Annotated in this window: 25 protein-coding genes and 1 pseudogene; 18 read left to right on the forward strand and 8 right to left on the reverse strand. The window is 50.0% G+C overall.

Annotation, left to right across the window (positions count from 1 at the left end; genetic code table 11):
* Positions 1-23: 23 nt before the first annotated feature.
* The 7 genes and pseudogenes from IB144_RS07290 to IB144_RS07320 form a co-directional block, all read right to left on the reverse strand.
* A complete protein-coding gene (locus tag IB144_RS07290) occupies positions 24-209 on the reverse strand; it encodes a hypothetical protein (protein WP_072041072.1) in 186 nt (61 codons plus the stop codon).
* Positions 210-229: 20 nt separating this feature from the next.
* Positions 230-790 carry a 3'-5' exonuclease gene (locus IB144_RS07295; protein WP_040186295.1) on the reverse strand — a complete coding sequence of 187 codons (561 nt, stop codon included), beginning with the start codon at positions 788-790 and terminating at the stop codon, positions 230-232.
* A gap of 145 nt (positions 791-935) precedes the next feature.
* Positions 936-1,265: pseudogene (locus tag IB144_RS07300) on the reverse strand (DUF550 domain-containing protein); the annotation flags it as partial.
* A 321-nt stretch (positions 1,266-1,586) separates the two neighbouring features.
* Positions 1,587-2,003: a hypothetical protein gene (locus IB144_RS07305; protein ID WP_135725333.1), complete on the reverse strand. Its 417-nt coding sequence runs from the start codon at positions 2,001-2,003 to the stop codon at positions 1,587-1,589.
* A 314-nt stretch (positions 2,004-2,317) separates the two neighbouring features.
* On the reverse strand, positions 2,318-3,178 hold the full coding sequence (locus IB144_RS07310; RefSeq protein WP_094818648.1) for a DNA-binding protein: 861 nt from the start codon (positions 3,176-3,178) through the stop codon (positions 2,318-2,320).
* An 81-nt stretch (positions 3,179-3,259) separates the two neighbouring features.
* Positions 3,260-4,072 (reverse strand): DUF2303 family protein, encoded by an 813-nt coding sequence (locus IB144_RS07315; protein WP_109026998.1) that lies wholly within the window; start codon positions 4,070-4,072, stop codon positions 3,260-3,262.
* 43 nt (positions 4,073-4,115) lie between these two features.
* The gene (locus IB144_RS07320; RefSeq protein WP_004104278.1) at positions 4,116-4,475 is read right to left on the reverse strand and encodes a hypothetical protein; all 360 of its coding nucleotides are present in this window, start codon (positions 4,473-4,475) and stop codon (positions 4,116-4,118) included.
* Between the two features lie 424 nt (positions 4,476-4,899).
* Here IB144_RS07320 and IB144_RS07325 point away from each other — a divergent pair, with 424 nt between their 5' ends.
* Entirely contained in the window at positions 4,900-5,079 is a 180-nt protein-coding gene (locus IB144_RS07325; protein ID WP_032426830.1) for a hypothetical protein, read from the forward strand.
* A gap of 970 nt (positions 5,080-6,049) precedes the next feature.
* Here IB144_RS07325 and IB144_RS07330 read toward each other — a convergent pair.
* Entirely contained in the window at positions 6,050-6,760 is a 711-nt protein-coding gene (locus tag IB144_RS07330; protein WP_004104276.1) for a LexA family transcriptional regulator, read from the reverse strand.
* Positions 6,761-6,867: 107 nt separating this feature from the next.
* Here IB144_RS07330 and IB144_RS07335 point away from each other — a divergent pair, with 107 nt between their 5' ends.
* The 17 genes from IB144_RS07335 to IB144_RS07415 all read left to right on the forward strand — a co-directional run bounded on the left by IB144_RS07335 (position 6,868) and on the right by IB144_RS07415 (position 15,573).
* Entirely contained in the window at positions 6,868-7,062 is a 195-nt protein-coding gene (locus IB144_RS07335) for a Cro/CI family transcriptional regulator (RefSeq protein ID WP_004104275.1), read from the forward strand.
* A 77-nt stretch (positions 7,063-7,139) separates the two neighbouring features.
* The gene (locus IB144_RS07340) at positions 7,140-7,655 is read left to right on the forward strand and encodes a YmfL family putative regulatory protein (protein ID WP_085808063.1); all 516 of its coding nucleotides are present in this window, start codon (positions 7,140-7,142) and stop codon (positions 7,653-7,655) included.
* Between the two features lie 38 nt (positions 7,656-7,693).
* Positions 7,694-7,972 carry a hypothetical protein gene (locus IB144_RS07345; RefSeq protein ID WP_149358951.1) on the forward strand — a complete coding sequence of 93 codons (279 nt, stop codon included), beginning with the start codon at positions 7,694-7,696 and terminating at the stop codon, positions 7,970-7,972.
* Between the two features lie 161 nt (positions 7,973-8,133).
* Positions 8,134-8,409, forward strand: coding sequence for an NUMOD4 domain-containing protein (locus IB144_RS07350; RefSeq protein WP_004104272.1), 276 nt, complete (start codon positions 8,134-8,136; stop codon positions 8,407-8,409).
* Positions 8,402-9,931 carry a DEAD/DEAH box helicase gene (locus IB144_RS07355; protein WP_032432308.1) on the forward strand — a complete coding sequence of 510 codons (1,530 nt, stop codon included), beginning with the start codon at positions 8,402-8,404 and terminating at the stop codon, positions 9,929-9,931. Before IB144_RS07350 ends, IB144_RS07355 begins: the two co-directional genes overlap by 8 nt.
* Positions 9,928-10,899: a toprim domain-containing protein gene (locus IB144_RS07360; protein ID WP_038806620.1), complete on the forward strand. Its 972-nt coding sequence runs from the start codon at positions 9,928-9,930 to the stop codon at positions 10,897-10,899. Before IB144_RS07355 ends, IB144_RS07360 begins: the two co-directional genes overlap by 4 nt.
* On the forward strand, positions 10,896-11,513 hold the full coding sequence (locus tag IB144_RS07365; RefSeq protein ID WP_064116190.1) for a recombination protein NinG: 618 nt from the start codon (positions 10,896-10,898) through the stop codon (positions 11,511-11,513). The genes IB144_RS07360 and IB144_RS07365 overlap by 4 nt, the downstream gene beginning before the upstream one ends.
* Positions 11,510-12,151 carry an MT-A70 family methyltransferase gene (locus IB144_RS07370; protein ID WP_087851073.1) on the forward strand — a complete coding sequence of 214 codons (642 nt, stop codon included), beginning with the start codon at positions 11,510-11,512 and terminating at the stop codon, positions 12,149-12,151. Before IB144_RS07365 ends, IB144_RS07370 begins: the two co-directional genes overlap by 4 nt.
* Entirely contained in the window at positions 12,148-12,726 is a 579-nt protein-coding gene (locus tag IB144_RS07375) for a DUF1133 family protein (protein ID WP_087851072.1), read from the forward strand. The genes IB144_RS07370 and IB144_RS07375 overlap by 4 nt, the downstream gene beginning before the upstream one ends.
* 150 nt (positions 12,727-12,876) lie before the next feature.
* Positions 12,877-13,116, forward strand: a complete 240-nt coding sequence (locus tag IB144_RS07380) for a hypothetical protein (RefSeq protein WP_021313635.1) — start codon at positions 12,877-12,879, stop codon at positions 13,114-13,116.
* Between the two features lie 170 nt (positions 13,117-13,286).
* The gene (locus IB144_RS07385) at positions 13,287-13,586 is read left to right on the forward strand and encodes a phage holin family protein (protein WP_024176410.1); all 300 of its coding nucleotides are present in this window, start codon (positions 13,287-13,289) and stop codon (positions 13,584-13,586) included.
* Entirely contained in the window at positions 13,583-14,122 is a 540-nt protein-coding gene (locus IB144_RS07390; RefSeq protein ID WP_004884314.1) for a putative peptidoglycan-binding domain-containing protein, read from the forward strand. The genes IB144_RS07385 and IB144_RS07390 overlap by 4 nt, the downstream gene beginning before the upstream one ends.
* Positions 14,119-14,463 (forward strand): hypothetical protein, encoded by a 345-nt coding sequence (locus IB144_RS07395; RefSeq protein WP_004190674.1) that lies wholly within the window; start codon positions 14,119-14,121, stop codon positions 14,461-14,463. The genes IB144_RS07390 and IB144_RS07395 overlap by 4 nt, the downstream gene beginning before the upstream one ends.
* Positions 14,460-14,735: a hypothetical protein gene (locus IB144_RS07400; RefSeq protein WP_149358955.1), complete on the forward strand. Its 276-nt coding sequence runs from the start codon at positions 14,460-14,462 to the stop codon at positions 14,733-14,735. The genes IB144_RS07395 and IB144_RS07400 overlap by 4 nt, the downstream gene beginning before the upstream one ends.
* A complete protein-coding gene (locus IB144_RS07405; protein ID WP_149358956.1) occupies positions 14,686-14,877 on the forward strand; it encodes a hypothetical protein in 192 nt (63 codons plus the stop codon). Before IB144_RS07400 ends, IB144_RS07405 begins: the two co-directional genes overlap by 50 nt.
* A gap of 80 nt (positions 14,878-14,957) precedes the next feature.
* The gene (locus tag IB144_RS07410; RefSeq protein ID WP_048985255.1) at positions 14,958-15,257 is read left to right on the forward strand and encodes an outer membrane protein assembly factor BamE; all 300 of its coding nucleotides are present in this window, start codon (positions 14,958-14,960) and stop codon (positions 15,255-15,257) included.
* Positions 15,258-15,327: 70 nt separating this feature from the next.
* Positions 15,328-15,573, forward strand: a complete 246-nt coding sequence (locus tag IB144_RS07415) for a DUF2560 family protein (RefSeq protein ID WP_048985257.1) — start codon at positions 15,328-15,330, stop codon at positions 15,571-15,573.
* The last annotated feature ends 59 nt before the right edge of the window (positions 15,574-15,632 follow it).

Genomic DNA, 15,632 nt, shown 5'->3' on the forward strand with positions numbered 1-15,632 from the left:
CAGGTAATTAAATATTTAAGCACTCATATGCCTCGATTAACCCCACCATCTTCTATCCATTTTATAACTGCTTTTCTGCTATACCGTGTTGGGTATGTTAAAACCGGGTGGGGAAATCCGTGATTTTTCCGCAAATTCCATACTGCTGTTTTTTTCTTTTTGAGCAGGTCGAAAACCTCCTGCTCTTCCATAAAATCATTAATTGTCATAAGTTACCCCAATAATTAAATCATTGTGCAGGAATTAATCGCTGCCAGATAACGGAAATGTATTTAGCCTGGTGTCTGGCATCGGCCAGCGCGTTATGTACATCACCTTCAAACGGTATGTCGCGGCGAGGGTTGATGCCAATCGCTCGACCTAATTCAACGATTGTGCGGACATCGCGATCATTCCAAAATTTCCATATGCAGGGCATAAACTCACGGTCATAGCTAGCCCGAATGATTACGTTATCGAACGTAGCGCCATTACCCCATACCTGTACTTTGTCAGGGTCTGCGTTATCCCTTATGAAGCAGTTCAGATCACTTAATGCGGTAACCAGACTGGTGACCGTATCTTTATCGCAGATAGCCGCTCTGGCTTCTTCGCTTTGCTGCATCCACCACATAATGGTGTCAGGGTCAGGAACGGCACCGCCATCCATTGAACTTTTCAGGCTGACGACACGATAAAATTCCTTGCCAAGTTCACCAGTCGAGGGCTCAAAGAACACAGCACCGATGGAGACGATAGGGGCGTTAGGTTTGTTGCCCATAGTTTCCAGGTCGATCATTAAATGGGTCACGTTAATTATTCTCCTGCGGGGCGGCTGCGAACATGGCGGCGTGGCAGGTTTTCTCTGCCCACTCCAGATACTTCTCTTTCACCCCTTCATCCAGTCCGCCGCAATCGACGAGATTATCAACCAGTTCGCGAGCCAGTTTTTTGAAATCCGGTACTACCGGCACTACCGGCGCTGGCTGCTCTTTGATGTGCAACCGCGGTTCACCGTCTTTCGGCTCCGGCCATTCGCGTTGCTTGTTTACCGCCAGCTTATCGATCATCGCCTGAGTAATCTGCTCATCAGTGATACCGGCACGGCGCTGCGCATCCCACAGCAGGAATTGCATATCAGCCCACTCGATCAGATCATGCGGCTTAGCGATAGTTTCCAGCACTTCTCTTCGTAGGTGCTTCAGTGGGCCAACCGGGCCGACATTGCCGAAAGTTGCCTGTGACCACTCGGCGTGCTCGTTGCGTACCTGGTCTCTGTCCATTGCGTCCAGTGCTATGCGGGCCAGCGCTTCAGCTTCTTCTGCTGGCAGCATTACGTTGCTTCCAGCTCCATAGGTTCCACGCCATGATTTAATTTTTTCCAGGCGCTCTCTCGCCAGTTTGGTGATATCAGTCATCGGAGTTATCCTCGCAGCAGTAGTGAGCGCCGTCCGGGTCAGTACTTTTGAAACCGCAGATATCACACGCAATTTCGTTAAGAGCTTCTTCATCGCATTCGTGACTTTCCGGATCGTCGGCTTTGAAATAACCGCCGCACAAGGCGCAGAGAACATCAGGAACATCGTCATAGTTCGCAGTCCCGGTAATCATTTGTCGGCCCCCTCGCGCAGCTGGTTTGCAAAATCGACCATCGCATCATGAAACTCGATTGCCCCTGAGGTTCGCTTCTCGGCTTCTTCGTAGCTAATATCAAGCCTGTCCATAACACAGTCAGTTTCAAGATATTCAGAGCAGGCATCCAAAGAAGCGGTAATCGCATCAGCCTTAATCCCGGCCAGGTAGGCATCGGTGGCGGGGGTTTCCATATCGTTGTGAATTTGATCTTCCTTGTCAGCCCAGGAATTCCAGAATTCTACAGCGTTGACACAATCTAATGCGTATTGCTTCAGCGCCGCATTCTCCGCAGCCAGTTGGACACGCTCGGCACGTAATTTCTCGACCTCAGTGACCAATGCGGCATTACGTTCTGCCAGTTGGTTGAGAGTTAATCCGTTGTTGTTCATGCTGTCACCCATTCATTGACCAGCCATATTCCCAGCGCAGAAAGCGATGCCGCTCCAACCAGAACTATTGCATCCAGGATGAATGTCTTTCGCAGAATGGGATCACGGTAAATTTTGAAAATCATTTACTAACACCTCCCATTGTTGAATCAGATTCAATCGCGCAGCACCAATGCTATCGGCGTGGTAGGTCACCTTTACAGAATGGTGTTTGTGCGGACATTGCAAAGCCCCATAACGCATATAGGGGCTATGACCATGCCAGGAGAATTGAGCTAACGCCCCACAGGTAGGGCATTTGAGGATAGTTTCTGTCATGCGGCATCACTTTCTTCAGATGATGAGGCCTGTTCATTGTTTTTCTCGTCTTCCCTAGGTGCCGATGTTTCGTAGCGGAATTCCTGAAGAATCGACAGCACTTCGGCCTGCATTGCTGGTGGTACTTCAATAATCAGTCCGCCGCTGGTGGTCTCTTTGCATGATGAGATGATCTCCAGAAACTTCCGCGCCTTTCCTGCGTTGAATTGTGGCTTGGCGATGCTCTTTGTGACTTTCGTTTTCCCGGCTGCTTCTGCTTTTTTCATCAGCCTGGCGGCTTCCCGGTCTGCATAAACGCCATGTTCGCGAGAAATGCCAATCGCAATTGCATAGTTCATAGAGCCATCGCGAACCAGCTTTTTGATATACGGGGTGCATTCATGAAGCTGGAGATGTTGAAGGATATCGGACTCTGAACGCTTAACTTTTACGGCAATCTCTGCCGGACTCCATCCCTGATTCTGTAGGCGGTGATACGCCGCACCACGTTCAAGGGGAGTAAGTGCCAGCCCTTGCGAGCTAGTCACCATAAACGCGATCTTATCGGCCTCAGTACCAACAAAATCTTTGCACTCAAGGCGCACGATATCGTGTCCCATAGCGATTGCGGCGAGCGCACCGTGATAGCGGTGGTGGCCGTCGATCACCTTCACACCACGCTCAGTAACTTCTACGGCCAGCGGCGGAATATATTCACCGGCAATAAACGCATCGCGGAACTCATCGACATGCGCCTGATTTAGTTCGCGAACGTTGTAACCTTCTTCCGCATAAATTGAGGCGATCGGGACGTTATAGGTTTTACGGGTAGTTAACCCGGATTCTTTATCGTTATAGAGCTGGCCTAAGCTGGGCATATGGTCACCTTTTTGAATTAGGGAGTGCTTCGCTATGCGCCCCACATGGAGGCGCATAAAACAACACACGGGATGGATGGGTTAGATGGAGCCTTCGTAGATAGGCAGTTCATCGCCGAGCTGGTTTTCCATATCGGCTACGATCTCCTGGAAGGCGTGCTCAATGATTTTTTTCGGCTCGATGAGTTCATACCAGAGGACCAACTGACCGTCGCGCAGGCGGTAGCGAATGCGCGCATCGATCTGGTACGGTGCGCCATTATGGAAAGGCGCTATTGCCAGGCTGATTTTTTCCGGGATTTGGGTATTACCGGAGCCGGACTTATCATCGCTGTACTGGAACTGACAGGTTCCATCCTGCAGGCGCTTAACCGACTTGAACTCAACCTTCCTGGTCTCCTGAAAGGCGAGTACCATTTCCAGTAGATCGGTACCTGACGGGCCTTTATAGTTATCGCTAATCGGCGCGACATTCTGGATGTTGTTTTCCAGAAACTCAGCAAAGTCGATCTGGTTCATCTTGCGGCCGTCAAACCCTATCCATGCTTTCCAGTCATCAGAGAATGGGCAGTCATACACTGCTTTGTGCATACCCCAGTGAGGGTTATCAGCGTCCTGGTGGAAGTCCAGCACCGCGACGATCTTCGTTTGGGTTTTATCAGCGAAAACAACAGAACGCGCATCACGGAATCGCTGGATATATGCGATTAGCGAACCGGGGGAAATCAGGTTTGTAGTCTGGCGAATACGAGACGGGGCAATCTGGAGGCTTTCAAGCGATTTGATATCGAAGCCATCCGGGACGACGACGGACGGGATATCGGTATCAGTTTTCAGCGTTGCAGCAACCAGATCGCGGATGTCGTGCACGGCAGAGCCTTCAATTTGAGACATTGAATAATTCCTTTATAGAGGTGTATTGAAAAAGAGGGGGGGATTACTGAGCCAGCTTAATAGGCGCAGCTTGCGGTGCTTGTTCGATAACTTTCAAATCCATCTGAACTTGCGCCGGGTCATCACGCAGCAGATCGCCATCAGCGGTAGAGAACATGATGGTATCGGCGCGGTCCAGTTCCGGGATAGTGCGGGTTACTTTTGGCGTGACCTTCATGGTGTTTTCGTCACGGGTATTCAGCATTGAACAGTTAAGGGTAAGGGTCACAGCTCCCTTTTTACCCGTTTCACGTACAGCCTTGATCACTTCGGCCAGCGCTTCGGTCAGCTCGGCATCGAGAGTGCCTTTGTTGATGTACGCCAGCTGCTGGCTAAACGGCGTGGTATTTTTGGTTTCGGACATAATTATCTCCAGTTATCAGCAGGGATCGCCTTTCTGGGTAAGAAGCCTGTACAACCAGCTCTGCCGCCAGAAGCGAACGAATGATTTAGGGTTGCGAACAGCCTGCACACCGCGAGGGACGCGCATCAGATCGCCGTAAGGGAAATTAACGTTACGGAAGGTCATATAAATCACCGATTAATTAGGTATCCGGCAGGAATTGAACCCGCGCGGGGTTGGGCAGCCCAGCCAACACCGGGAGCGGACACATTGAATAAAAAGGGCGGTTACCCATCAGAACATTATCCTCTTCCTCCTGTTTGATTGGTGGAAGACTGGATAACCGCCAAGTGAACAGCCTCACACAGCGATAGGCCTGTCTTTTCACCACATCAGGCTCGGTGGTATCTTGGGAGTTCTCACACAGCCAAGAAGGGAAATTGCAATGACAAAAGAAGAAAAGGTTATGGGTCTGCTAAAGATTGCGGTTCAAACGCATACTGCCTATCAGACGGCTGCAATGACATCATCTAAGGGGTATACAAGGTCACAGGACCCAATGGGTGATATAGAGCAACTATTTGATAAATTTGAAGAATTATTCAATAAAAAAATCGCTGAGTGAATCAGGAAGAGACTGATCAATAATATTCATCACAACGCGTAAATTACTGGAAGTGGGCTTTAATCCTCTGGAGGAAAGCTCGCTTTTTAAAACCGTGAGAATTTCAGAGCTAATGACCAGAAGACGCTCTCCGGTCATAATTTTTGAATCAATACATTTTTCGTCCATCTTCGACCTCTTTGCTTTAATTCAGCCCAGCCCCCTCATACTGAAGGGGCTGGAATAAATCATTAAATCAAACGTAAGCTGTGCCCATGGTGGAACTCGCCGTGTAACAGAGGATGGAAGCTATCTGCCTTTGTTCTAAGCCTTCCAGATAATCACGCATGGATTGTGATCGGTTCCCTCGGATTCCCTTGCCAACTATCCACTTTGTTAACCGTCCCGGTATTAGCCCGCATTCGCATTCAAGCCGCTGCGGAGGATTCTTACGTTTTCGCCACACTCTCGCAGTGGCTGCGCCCATGCCCTTGAGTCCATGCCGCATCATCGCCGCTTATAACCGGTGCGCGTCTGGCACTCGCGCTGCTTTACCGGAGCTTCTTTTGATATAAGAACCTTGACCCGTCGCTACACAGGCTCGCTCAATAGCGACTCAGGGGAGCATCACGACTGCTCCATTGCCTTTCGGCTGCGGTCTATCCGCTTTACTTGCACATAATGATTTCCTCCATTGGTTGATTTTTACTACACCGTATTGCCGACATCCTGTCCCGCCACGGTTCCGACGCATGGTTTTAAGTCGCGCCGTTCGACTACATTCAGCTAATGCACCGTCCGTAATGTTTACGTATGGTGTTTTTCCGCTGGTGTAATTTTAGAATACTAGGGGTATTCTTTATTGTAAATACTCTGGGTATTTATTTTGGGCGGATTTATGATATGGATATGAATTATAGAGGTATTTTTTTTTGTGAAGGGGGAGAGGAGATTGTATAGAGAAAACCCGGTGAAGTACCGGGTTTGAAGCTTAAACCAAGCGCATCATGGTTTGCACAGCCACACCAATGATTTTGCAGTTACCGTTGATTTCTTTCAGTGGCCACGCCGGATTGAGCCCTTTAAGGTACTTTTGGCCGCCATCTATTATGAGCTTTTTGAATGTTGCTTCGTTCGCATCTACCATTTTTGCGATAACGAGACTTCCATTTATAGCTTCCCGGCCTGTATCTATTAAGACTAGGGTCCCTTCAGGAATGCTAAGGCCAGTAGGCGCTGTCATCGAATCGCCCTCGACACGCAACCAAAAGGCTTTACCAAAAACCTTTGTATCGGACTCGAACCATTCATCGATCTCATCGACTGAGTAAGGTTCAATTGCCTCTGCCCAGGCTCCAGCTTGCACCCAGCTGATCAATGGATACTCCTTTCCTTGCTTATATGGACCGACCAGCTTCACATTGGATGTCTCATTTGCCAATATTTTCTGCGCTTCCTCATCAATGGAAGGGCTGAAATCAGCAATAGATACTTGCAGAATCTTTGCAAATGCAGCGGCAACGGTGAGGTTAAGAGCATTTCTCCCGTTTAGATAGTGCCCTACAGCTCCTTGCGTAATGCCCAGCTCATCAGCGATTGAGTATTGGGTGACGCCTAGCGCTTTCTTCTTTGACTCATACAGAGCTTTAAGACGTGCTGCATCTGCAAGCTGTTCTGTCGTCAGATTCTTTTTAGGTTCCATAACGTCATTCTAATACCATCACTATTAAAACTAAAAATACCTTTCATATTGACACCAATAAATACCTCAAGTATTCTTTGTTGCATGTATCAATACGGAGCGTGTCCATGAGTCGTATGACATTAGCTGATTACGCCAAGATTCACGGTCAGGAAAAAACTGCCAGCGACTTTGGCGTTATCCAATGCGCAATAAGTAAGGCTATTCGTAGCGGACGAAATATTTATGTGACCATTCAACAAGATGGAAGCGTTAAGGGAGAGGAAATTAGACCTTTCCCAAGCCATAAAAAATCGTCTTAACAAAGTCTGCCAGGTTGGTGAAGTCAATTATTCATCAAACCAGCAGTGAAAGTAACCACAGCTAATCGAGGTAAACCGTGGGTAATCAACCTGATTGGAAAGTCGAGAAACAGCCAGCCTGGCTGGTGGCCGCAATCAAAAAGACGATCGCGGAATTACCTGGCGGGTATGCAGAAGCAGCCGAATGGCTTGATGTGACTGAGAACTCCTTGTTCAACCGTCTGCGTACTGATGGCGATCAGGTATTCCCGTTTGGGTGGGCAATGGTTCTCCAGCGCGCTGGTGGTTCACACCATATAGCGAATGCTATTGCGAAAGCCTCTGGAGGAGTTTTCGTACCGCTTACCGATGTTGAAGATGTCGATAACGGGGATATCAACCAAAGACTGATGGAGTCGGTTGAATGGATAGGAAAACACTCTCAATACCTTCGGAAGGCAACCGCTGACGGCGTAATAGATCGCGATGAACGCGCTCAAATTGAAGCGAACAGTTACCAGGTCATGGCTAAGTGGCAGGAGCATTTAGCGCTGCTTTTCATGGTCTTTTGCTCCCCTGACGACACTCCAAATGGACCTTCAAATTCAGGGTAATTAACTCTGTGAGGCTCACCACGCAAGCAGGAGGGCCAATGTACCAAGACGAATATTTCCACGTGACTATGCCCACGGTTTTTGCTCGTGAGGACGCCCCGTGGATTAAAGAGCAGTTGGCAACACTCCCGGCAGGTATGCGGGAAAAAATCGCGATGGCGTATGCGCAGGCGTACCAGGAAGCGTTTGATGCAGAGCCGGTGTCATTCCGGCAGCAGAACGCCGCACGACGGATGGCAAACCGCCGATTGCGAGAGTTTTGCACGAGGTATACCCCAGCGGTTAGGGGATATACGTCGCTCCCACCCAGGGTTTGATTTTCTGAATCTGGGTTGGGGGAAAGGGGGCGGTGTTGGGTTTTAGCCCGAAGGGCTGGAACAGCTTTACCAGAAGAGAACGATCTAACAGATAGATCACTGTATGGGGTTGAAAACGTCGCTTGGAAGTTCGGACGTTTAGACATCCAAAAGGAGCAAAAATGATTTATTCAGACGCTAACGAAAAATGGGCCCCGGTTCCGGTTGAGCCGTATTCCAAAGCCTACGAAGTCAGCAACCTCGGACGGGTACGCAGTGTTCCGCGCTTGGCTAACTCTGAATATTTTATTCGACACATTCACGGAGGTTTTCTTAAAGGCCGCCAGCGCAAAGACGGGACCAAAACCGTTACGTTGTCGGTTCAGCGTCAGCGCACTAAGTTTGTCATCGCCGAGCTGGTGGCTATGGCCTTCGGGGAGGTTACTGCAAATGCTTAACATCCAGCCCCGCGAAAAGCAGGTCGTTGCGTTAAACATGCTGCGCAGCGCCTGGAAACAGAATAACTCCTTCATGCTCTACGCCCCTGTAGGATTCGGTAAAACAGCAATAGCAGCGCTTATCACAGATGGCTTTGTCAGCCGTGAAATGCGCGTAATGTTTGTGGCTCCGTACACGGTTCTGCTGGACCAGACCGCAGCCCGGTTCATGGAATACGGCCTTCCTGGCGAAGAAATCAGTTATGTCTGGCGTGATCACCCGTCATACAACCCCACAGCTCTGATCCAGATTGCCAGTGCGGATACGCTGATTCGCCGTGAGTTCCCGGACAATATCGACCTGTTGATCGTTGATGAAGCCCACCTGAAGCGCAAAAAACTGCTGGAGGTTATCGACAATCTCACTCGCAACACAGCAACGAAGGTAATCGGCCTTTCCGGTACGCCTTTCGCTAAGTTCTTGGGCAATTACTACCAGCGCCTGATTAAGCCAACGACCATGAAGGAACTGATCGCCATTGGTGCATTGAGCAAATATGAGTTCTATGCACCGTCGCATCCTGATCTGTCTAAAGTGGAAACGTCATACGTAGCAGGCTATGGCAGCGACTACAAAGAAAACCAGCTCAGCCAGGTAATGAGCGAAGCCAAGCTGGTAGGCGACATCGTGAAAAACTGGCTGGAGAACGGCGAAGACCGCCCGACGATTTGTTTTTGCGTCGATGTCGCTCACGCCAATTTTGTCACGGTTGAATTTGCCAGCGCTGGCGTGACGGTTGAAGTTATGACAGCCAGCACACCGCACGACGAACGACAGCTCACGATCCGCCGCTTCGAACAGGGCATAACCAAAATCATCATTAACGTTGGTGTTCTGGTAGCCGGTTTTGATAGTGATGTTCGCTGCATTATCTTCGCCCGGCCAACCAAAAGCGAAATGCGCTGGATTCAGATTCTTGGGCGTGGCCTGCGTGCCGCTCCTGGTAAAGATCACTGCCTCATCTTCGACCACACAGGCACGGTTAATAAGCTGGGCTATCCCGACGATATTGAATACGACTATCTCCCTTCATCGTCTGACGGCATGGAAGAAGCACCGCAGAGAGCCGTAAAGACCGATGAAGCAGAAAAGCTGCCGAAAGAATGCAGCCAGTGCCACTTCGTCAAACCAGCCGGGATATACATCTGCCCGAAATGTGGCTTTAAACCACTCGCCGGGGAAGACGTGGAAACAGATAAATCCCGTGGGCTGAAAAAGGTAAGCAAAGCGGAAGTCAAATATACCGCTGAGCAGAAGCAATCATGGTGGTCTCAGATTCTTTTTTACCAGCGCACCCGCGCAGCGCAGGGACGCCCGGTCAGTGATGGCTGGTGTGCGCATACCTACAAACAAAAATTCTCTGTATGGCCACGGGGGCTACATCACACCCCGCAGCAAATCACACCGGAAGTAACGAATTTCATCAAATCAAAACAGATCGCCTTTGCGAAGAGAAAAGAGAAAGAAGGAGATGCCGCATGAATACCAAACAAGCTGCGATTGGTCGCTGGGCGGAAATATTTAAACACTATGGTCTCCCTGGTATCACCGGGAAAAACCATCTCAAGGGGGAATGTCCTCTGTGTGGCCGTACCGGAAAATTCCGCTGCGACAATAAAAACGGCACCGGCTCATACATCTGCGTGTGTGGATCTGGTGATGGCTGGGCCTTGTTGACCGCTAAGACTGGCAAAGAGTTTAAGGTTTTGGCCTCAGAAATAGACCGCCTGATCGGCAACGAGTACACCTCAGACCGCACCAGAGTAAATCCGGTACGTACATCGCTGGCGCAACAGCGTGAAAAGGTCAGTCGTAAGTTTGCAAAGCTCACCCCGCTGCGCGGAACCGGGGCAGATAGTTACCTGAAAGGGAGGGGTATCAATTCCCTGCCTTCTGAGAGCATCAGATTCTGCGATAAGCAGCCAGTAGACGGGAAAAACCTGCAGGCTATTTATGCATTGGCAACTGATGACCGTGGCGAACTGTGTTACCTGCACCGCACCTTGCTTGATGGTGATAAAAAGGCGCAAACAGGTGGCGCAGCCAAGAAGATGATGAAGCTGCAGGAAGATAGTTATCTGGAATTTGCTAAGTCTGTTGCTATCCGCATGTTCCCTACGTCCTCCACGCTGGGTATTGCAGAAGGTATCGAAACGGCGCTGGCCTGCCATCAGATCACTAAGTGCAATACCTGGGCGACGATGAACACTGCATTCATGAAGAAGTTCCGTGTTCCTGCTGGCGTAAAGAACCTCATTATTTTTGCAGACTCAGATGCAAACGCTGCTGGGCATGCCGCCGCTTTTGAATGCGCTGCGGCGAATCTGCACGCGAAGAATGATCTGGAAAGTGTCTCCGTGCGCTGGCCTGCGCAGGGTGATTTTAATGATCTGCTGCTTAACGGTTCAGAAGTATTCGAGTGGGTATTTCACCGGGGGATGAAACAGTGAAGAAACCAGCGGCTGCAAAGGTGAAAACGTACAAACCGAAGAAGTGCGCCAGCTGTGGTGAAACCTTCACTCCGGCCCGCAACCTGCAAAAGGTTTGTGGCCCGCTCTGTGCTATAGCCCACAACAGGGCGCTGAAACAAAAAAAAGCGGAGGCGGAACAGAAGGACAAGCTGAAGATGCGCAAAAAGGCTCTGCTTACCCGTGGCGACTACATCAAAAAAGCCCAGTCAGCCTTTAATGCCTTTATCCGTGAACGCGACGAGGGGAAACCATGCCCATCATGTGGCACTTATCACCCACCTATGATCTTTGGCGGCCAGTGGGATTGCGGTCATTTCATGGGGGTAGGCGCTCGTCCTGAATTGCGCTTTGAAGAGAAGAATGCTTACCGGCAGTGCAAAGCCTGTAATGGTGGATCGGGTCGGTTCGCTGCAAAGAATGCCACTGTACATGCCCGCTACAGGGAGACGCTGATCGAGTGGTATGGATTGCCGCTGGTGGAATGGCTGGAAGGCCCACACGAAGCGAAGCATTACTCAAAAGAAGACCTGGAAAACATAGCGGCTAAATACCGCCGTAAAACTCGCGAACTGAAAAAGCAGAGGGCCGCATGAATTACGATCTCATCTACTGTGATCCGCCGTGGGAATACGGCAACCGAATTAGCAACGGCGCAGCCTGTAATCATTACAGCACAATGAGCATTGAAGACCTGAAACGGCTCCCTGTCTGGTCTCTGGCTGCTGATAACGCCGTACTGGCGATGTGGTATACGGGGACCCATAACCGCGAGGCTGCAGAACTTGCTGAATCCTGGGGATTCCGGGTCAGAACGATGAAAGGCTTTACCTGGGTGAAGTTGAATCAGAACGCGGCTGACCGATTCAATAAGGCGTTAAGTACCGGTGAGCTGGTGGACTTCAATGATCTGCTTGAGATGCTGGACCGTGAGACGCGCATGAACGGCGGCAATCATACCCGGAGCAATACAGAAGACGTCCTGATAGCGACCAGGGGAACCGGACTAACCCGCGCCAGCGCATCGGTAAAACAGGTTGTTCACACCTGCCTCGGTGAGCACAGCGCTAAACCGTGGGAAGTAAGGAACCGACTGGAGCAATTATACGGTGATGTGAAACGGATCGAACTATTCGCTCGGGAAGAGTGGAAAGGATGGGACCGCTGGGGAAACGAATGTAACAACAGCATTGAAATGATTACGTGCCAGATAAAAGGGGTGAATATCCAATGATTAATCCGTCTGAAGTTGGGAAAAAAGGTGAAATGGTTCGCCTCCGCACTCTGGAAAGCATCTGGATACAAGGGAAGCTGCGTATGTGGGGCCGCTGGTCCTACATCGGCGGCGGTAGTGGTGGAAATATGTTCAATCAGCTGTTGGCGTCAGGGAAGATAACGAAGACCGCTATAAACGATGCTTTGCGCCGTATGAAAAAATCAGGCATTACCAAGCCGGAGCTGGAAGCGTTCTTTAAGGAAATCCTCAGTGGTAAAAATAAAAGCGGACTGGCGTTTTGTACTGACGAGGAAGGGTTGATAATTGATTCTGTGCTTAGTGCTCAGCTTGTGCGTTCCGGTAATAAAGCTCTCTATAAGTTAATCAAGGATCGATATGTCTACCGCATGAGTAAGAAGGCGATGGCGAAAGAGCTAAATGAAAAGCATCCAGAATGGTGCTTGCGGACTTGTGAGAGCAGGATCGATGTTTGGCTAAATCTTGCAGAATCGATGCTTTACGCACCAATGTGTGACGCATTTGGCACAAATGGCGACAGATTTTACTTGAATAGTTGCGCGGAAAGTGCTTGAATTGTGATAGGCTCGGGGCGTTAAAGCGAACTGAGCAGCAGAACCAAAAAAACCCGCTTAAAGGCGGGTTTTGTGCGAAAAATAGCCACTCCAAAATGGCCCATTAAAGCATGGTAAAATACGTGTTAACCCCACAAAGAGGAGTTAGACATGGCTATTACCCTGCATCATAAAGAAATCATGATTCTCATGACGGACCCCAACTTAAAAGTGCCGGTCCAACATACCAGCTTCCCTTTTGAGCATCCCTACAAAATTGATTCGGCTATAGAACAGCTATACCAACTGGGATACATTACAGCAGTGCAATCAAAAGCTGACTCTCATTGGATCGCCACTTCTATTACTTCAAAAGGCTTCTCCTTTCTTAAAGAGGAAGGATTAATTTAAAAGAAATTAAGCAACTGTTTTTATCCAACCTCGCTTCGGCGGGGTTTTTTCATTTCAGGCTCACGGGAATCATCTTCGATACGGCTCGTTGTTAAATCAGCCCGATGGGCCTGACCCTTTTCAAACACACAGCACCCCGTTAACCCGGAGGTGAACCTATGGCAAAGCATATGCAAGACAAAGAGAGCATGGCCGGAATCACCTGGCTGGCTCTGCTGATCATTGCTGGTTGGGGCGGCCTTGTCCGATTCCTGATGGATGTGAAGCAGGGCAAAGCAAAATGGAGCTGGATAAATGCTTTTGCGCAGATTGTGGTTTCGGCTTTTACCGGGGTTATTGGTGGGCTCATCAGCATTGAAGGTGGCCTGAGTATTTACATGATACTGGCTACTGCCGGTATTAGTGGTGCCATGGGTTCCGTAGCACTCACGTATTTCTGGGAACGAATCACCGGAGTGAAAGCACAATGACAGCAGACCAGATTATCGAGGGGATCCTCGGAAAAGAAGGTGGTTATGTTGATCACCCATCTGATAAAGGCGGGCCAACCCGCTGGGGCATCACACAGACCACAGCTCGTGCACATGGCTACACTGGTGATATGCGAAACCTGCCCAGGGAAACAGCAAAGCAAATCCTGCTGAGCGATTACTGGACCGGCCCCCGGTTCGACCAGGTGGCGAGTTTGTCTACGTTACTGGCAGATGAGCTTTGCGACACTGGCGTGAACATGGGGCCATCTGTCGCCAGTAAGTTTTTCCAGCGCTGGCTGACCGCAATGAATATGCGCGGAAAGCTGTATCCCGACCTTATCCCGGATGGCGCCATTGGTCCCAGAACTATCACCGCGCTTAAAGGATATCTTTCAGCCCGCGGGAAAGAGGGTGAACAGGTTCTGTTGCGTGCGCTGAACTGCAGCCAGGGTGCCAGATACCTCGAACTGGCGGAGGGCCGCGAAGCCAACGAGGATTTTCTCTACGGCTGGGTTAAGGAGCGTGTCCTGTGAAGATGATCATTTTCGCTTTGCTTGTGCTGGTGGCTGTGCTCGTTCTGTTACTTCTGCGCAAATATACCCGGCTGGAGTTCGTAGGGCATGCCAGCTTGCTGCTGAAAACGTGGTCTGTAAAGCTGGGAGCTATCGGCGCGCTGGTTGGTGTATGGGCGCAGTCGTTCCCGGATGCTGCGCTGCACGCCTGGGCGGTGCTGCCGCCGGATATCAAAAACATCCTGCCGCCAAACATCGTTGCGTTGATTAGCCCTGCGCTGGTGGTGCTGGCCGTACTATCGCAATACGTACGCCAGCCAGCATTGAAAGAAAAGGCCGACGAACTGAAGGAGCAGCAATGAGCTTTGAAATTATCGCGGGACTGGTGGTCGTCATACTGGGTGCTATTGCTGGCGCGTTCGGCATTGGTCATGCTCGCGGGGCCAGTAAGGCGAAAGCCAAAGCTGATCAGCAACGTACCGAAGAGAACACCGCCGCCACCGTCGCCGCGGCAGAACGTAAGGCGGAAGTCATGAAAGGGGCCAGTGATGTACAGCAGAATGTTAGCCATATGCCTGATGACGATGTTGATCGGGAGCTGCGCGAAAAGTTTACCCGCACCGGTAGTCGTTGATACGGCCTGCAGCTGGGTGCGGATCATCTACCTGACCGACCACGATATCGACGTGCTGGATAAGCAGACCAAACGTGACATTCTGGCGCACAACAAATCAGTGCTGGCTAATTGCCCCAATATTATCCCCTTGAAGGGATAAAGCAGTAATTATCCTCACTATGGTATAAACCCATTTGGCTAGGGTAGGATAATGTTCTCCATTCAAAAGGGAAGGTGAACATGAAGAAGCTAATTATTGCACTGGGTCTAGTTTTGTTGGCGGGCTGCGCAACTGTAGGAAAGGATTTTTCTGAGAGCGATGTAGCGTCTATCCAGAAAGGTGTGACAACAGAGCAGACAGTGCTTGCGACCTTTGGTAAGCCATCAACAGTGACGGTCGACTCAGAAGGCAATAAGGTCTATACCTGGACTTATGCCCATGCCACGGCATTCAGTGTGGGCCAGGGTAAAACATTGGTAGTGAAGTTGAATAAAGACGCAATCGTTGATTCGTATGTGGTCAGCAAGACGCAGCCTTAGCATCAACACATATAGGAATAGCCTCGCATATGCGGGGCTTTTTTATGTCATAAATATTTAGAGGTAACACATGGCAGAGATCACACCTGCAGAACAGATTCGACTAAATCTACTCTCCACCCTGAACTACGACACCGCGGCCGCGGCTAAGGCGATTGAGTTCGTTCAGGATAGCCCGCTCAAGTATCAGCTATTCATCCAGCAGTACAACCGCGTGACAACTGAATCTGAAGTGGTGGCCCGGACTATTAAAGCCCTTCAAGAGTCGACGGAAGCGTTGGTGCTGTTTGGAAATAGTGCCGAACAATCCAGCTGATGGCATTACAGAAGCCCTTCACATCGAGAGGGGCTTTGATAATGCGGATGAATATCATT

The sequence above is a fragment of the Klebsiella sp. K4 genome, from assembly GCF_014596785.2.
GTDB lineage: Bacteria > Pseudomonadota > Gammaproteobacteria > Enterobacterales > Enterobacteriaceae > Klebsiella > Klebsiella pneumoniae.

Coding starts and splice junctions, on each gene's coding strand:
- IB144_RS07335 (WP_004104275.1), top strand. CDS start 6,868: ATGAGTCGTATGACATTAGCTGATTACGCCAAGATTCACGGTCAGGAA.
- IB144_RS07315 (WP_109026998.1), bottom strand. CDS start 4,072: ATGTCTCAAATTGAAGGCTCTGCCGTGCACGACATCCGCGATCTGGTT.
- IB144_RS07290 (WP_072041072.1), bottom strand. CDS start 209: ATGACAATTAATGATTTTATGGAAGAGCAGGAGGTTTTCGACCTGCTC.
- IB144_RS07305 (WP_135725333.1), bottom strand. CDS start 2,003: ATGAACAACAACGGATTAACTCTCAACCAACTGGCAGAACGTAATGCC.
- IB144_RS07345 (WP_149358951.1), top strand. CDS start 7,694: ATGTACCAAGACGAATATTTCCACGTGACTATGCCCACGGTTTTTGCT.
- IB144_RS07370 (WP_087851073.1), top strand. CDS start 11,510: ATGAATTACGATCTCATCTACTGTGATCCGCCGTGGGAATACGGCAAC.
- IB144_RS07380 (WP_021313635.1), top strand. CDS start 12,877: ATGGCTATTACCCTGCATCATAAAGAAATCATGATTCTCATGACGGAC.
- IB144_RS07350 (WP_004104272.1), top strand. CDS start 8,134: ATGATTTATTCAGACGCTAACGAAAAATGGGCCCCGGTTCCGGTTGAG.
- IB144_RS07410 (WP_048985255.1), top strand. CDS start 14,958: ATGAAGAAGCTAATTATTGCACTGGGTCTAGTTTTGTTGGCGGGCTGC.
- IB144_RS07330 (WP_004104276.1), bottom strand. CDS start 6,760: ATGGAACCTAAAAAGAATCTGACGACAGAACAGCTTGCAGATGCAGCA.
- IB144_RS07355 (WP_032432308.1), top strand. CDS start 8,402: ATGCTTAACATCCAGCCCCGCGAAAAGCAGGTCGTTGCGTTAAACATG.
- IB144_RS07320 (WP_004104278.1), bottom strand. CDS start 4,475: ATGTCCGAAACCAAAAATACCACGCCGTTTAGCCAGCAGCTGGCGTAC.
- IB144_RS07405 (WP_149358956.1), top strand. CDS start 14,686: ATGTTGATCGGGAGCTGCGCGAAAAGTTTACCCGCACCGGTAGTCGTT.
- IB144_RS07325 (WP_032426830.1), top strand. CDS start 4,900: ATGACAAAAGAAGAAAAGGTTATGGGTCTGCTAAAGATTGCGGTTCAA.
- IB144_RS07400 (WP_149358955.1), top strand. CDS start 14,460: ATGAGCTTTGAAATTATCGCGGGACTGGTGGTCGTCATACTGGGTGCT.
- IB144_RS07390 (WP_004884314.1), top strand. CDS start 13,583: ATGACAGCAGACCAGATTATCGAGGGGATCCTCGGAAAAGAAGGTGGT.
- IB144_RS07415 (WP_048985257.1), top strand. CDS start 15,328: ATGGCAGAGATCACACCTGCAGAACAGATTCGACTAAATCTACTCTCC.
- IB144_RS07375 (WP_087851072.1), top strand. CDS start 12,148: ATGATTAATCCGTCTGAAGTTGGGAAAAAAGGTGAAATGGTTCGCCTC.
- IB144_RS07360 (WP_038806620.1), top strand. CDS start 9,928: ATGAATACCAAACAAGCTGCGATTGGTCGCTGGGCGGAAATATTTAAA.
- IB144_RS07385 (WP_024176410.1), top strand. CDS start 13,287: ATGCAAGACAAAGAGAGCATGGCCGGAATCACCTGGCTGGCTCTGCTG.
- IB144_RS07310 (WP_094818648.1), bottom strand. CDS start 3,178: ATGCCCAGCTTAGGCCAGCTCTATAACGATAAAGAATCCGGGTTAACT.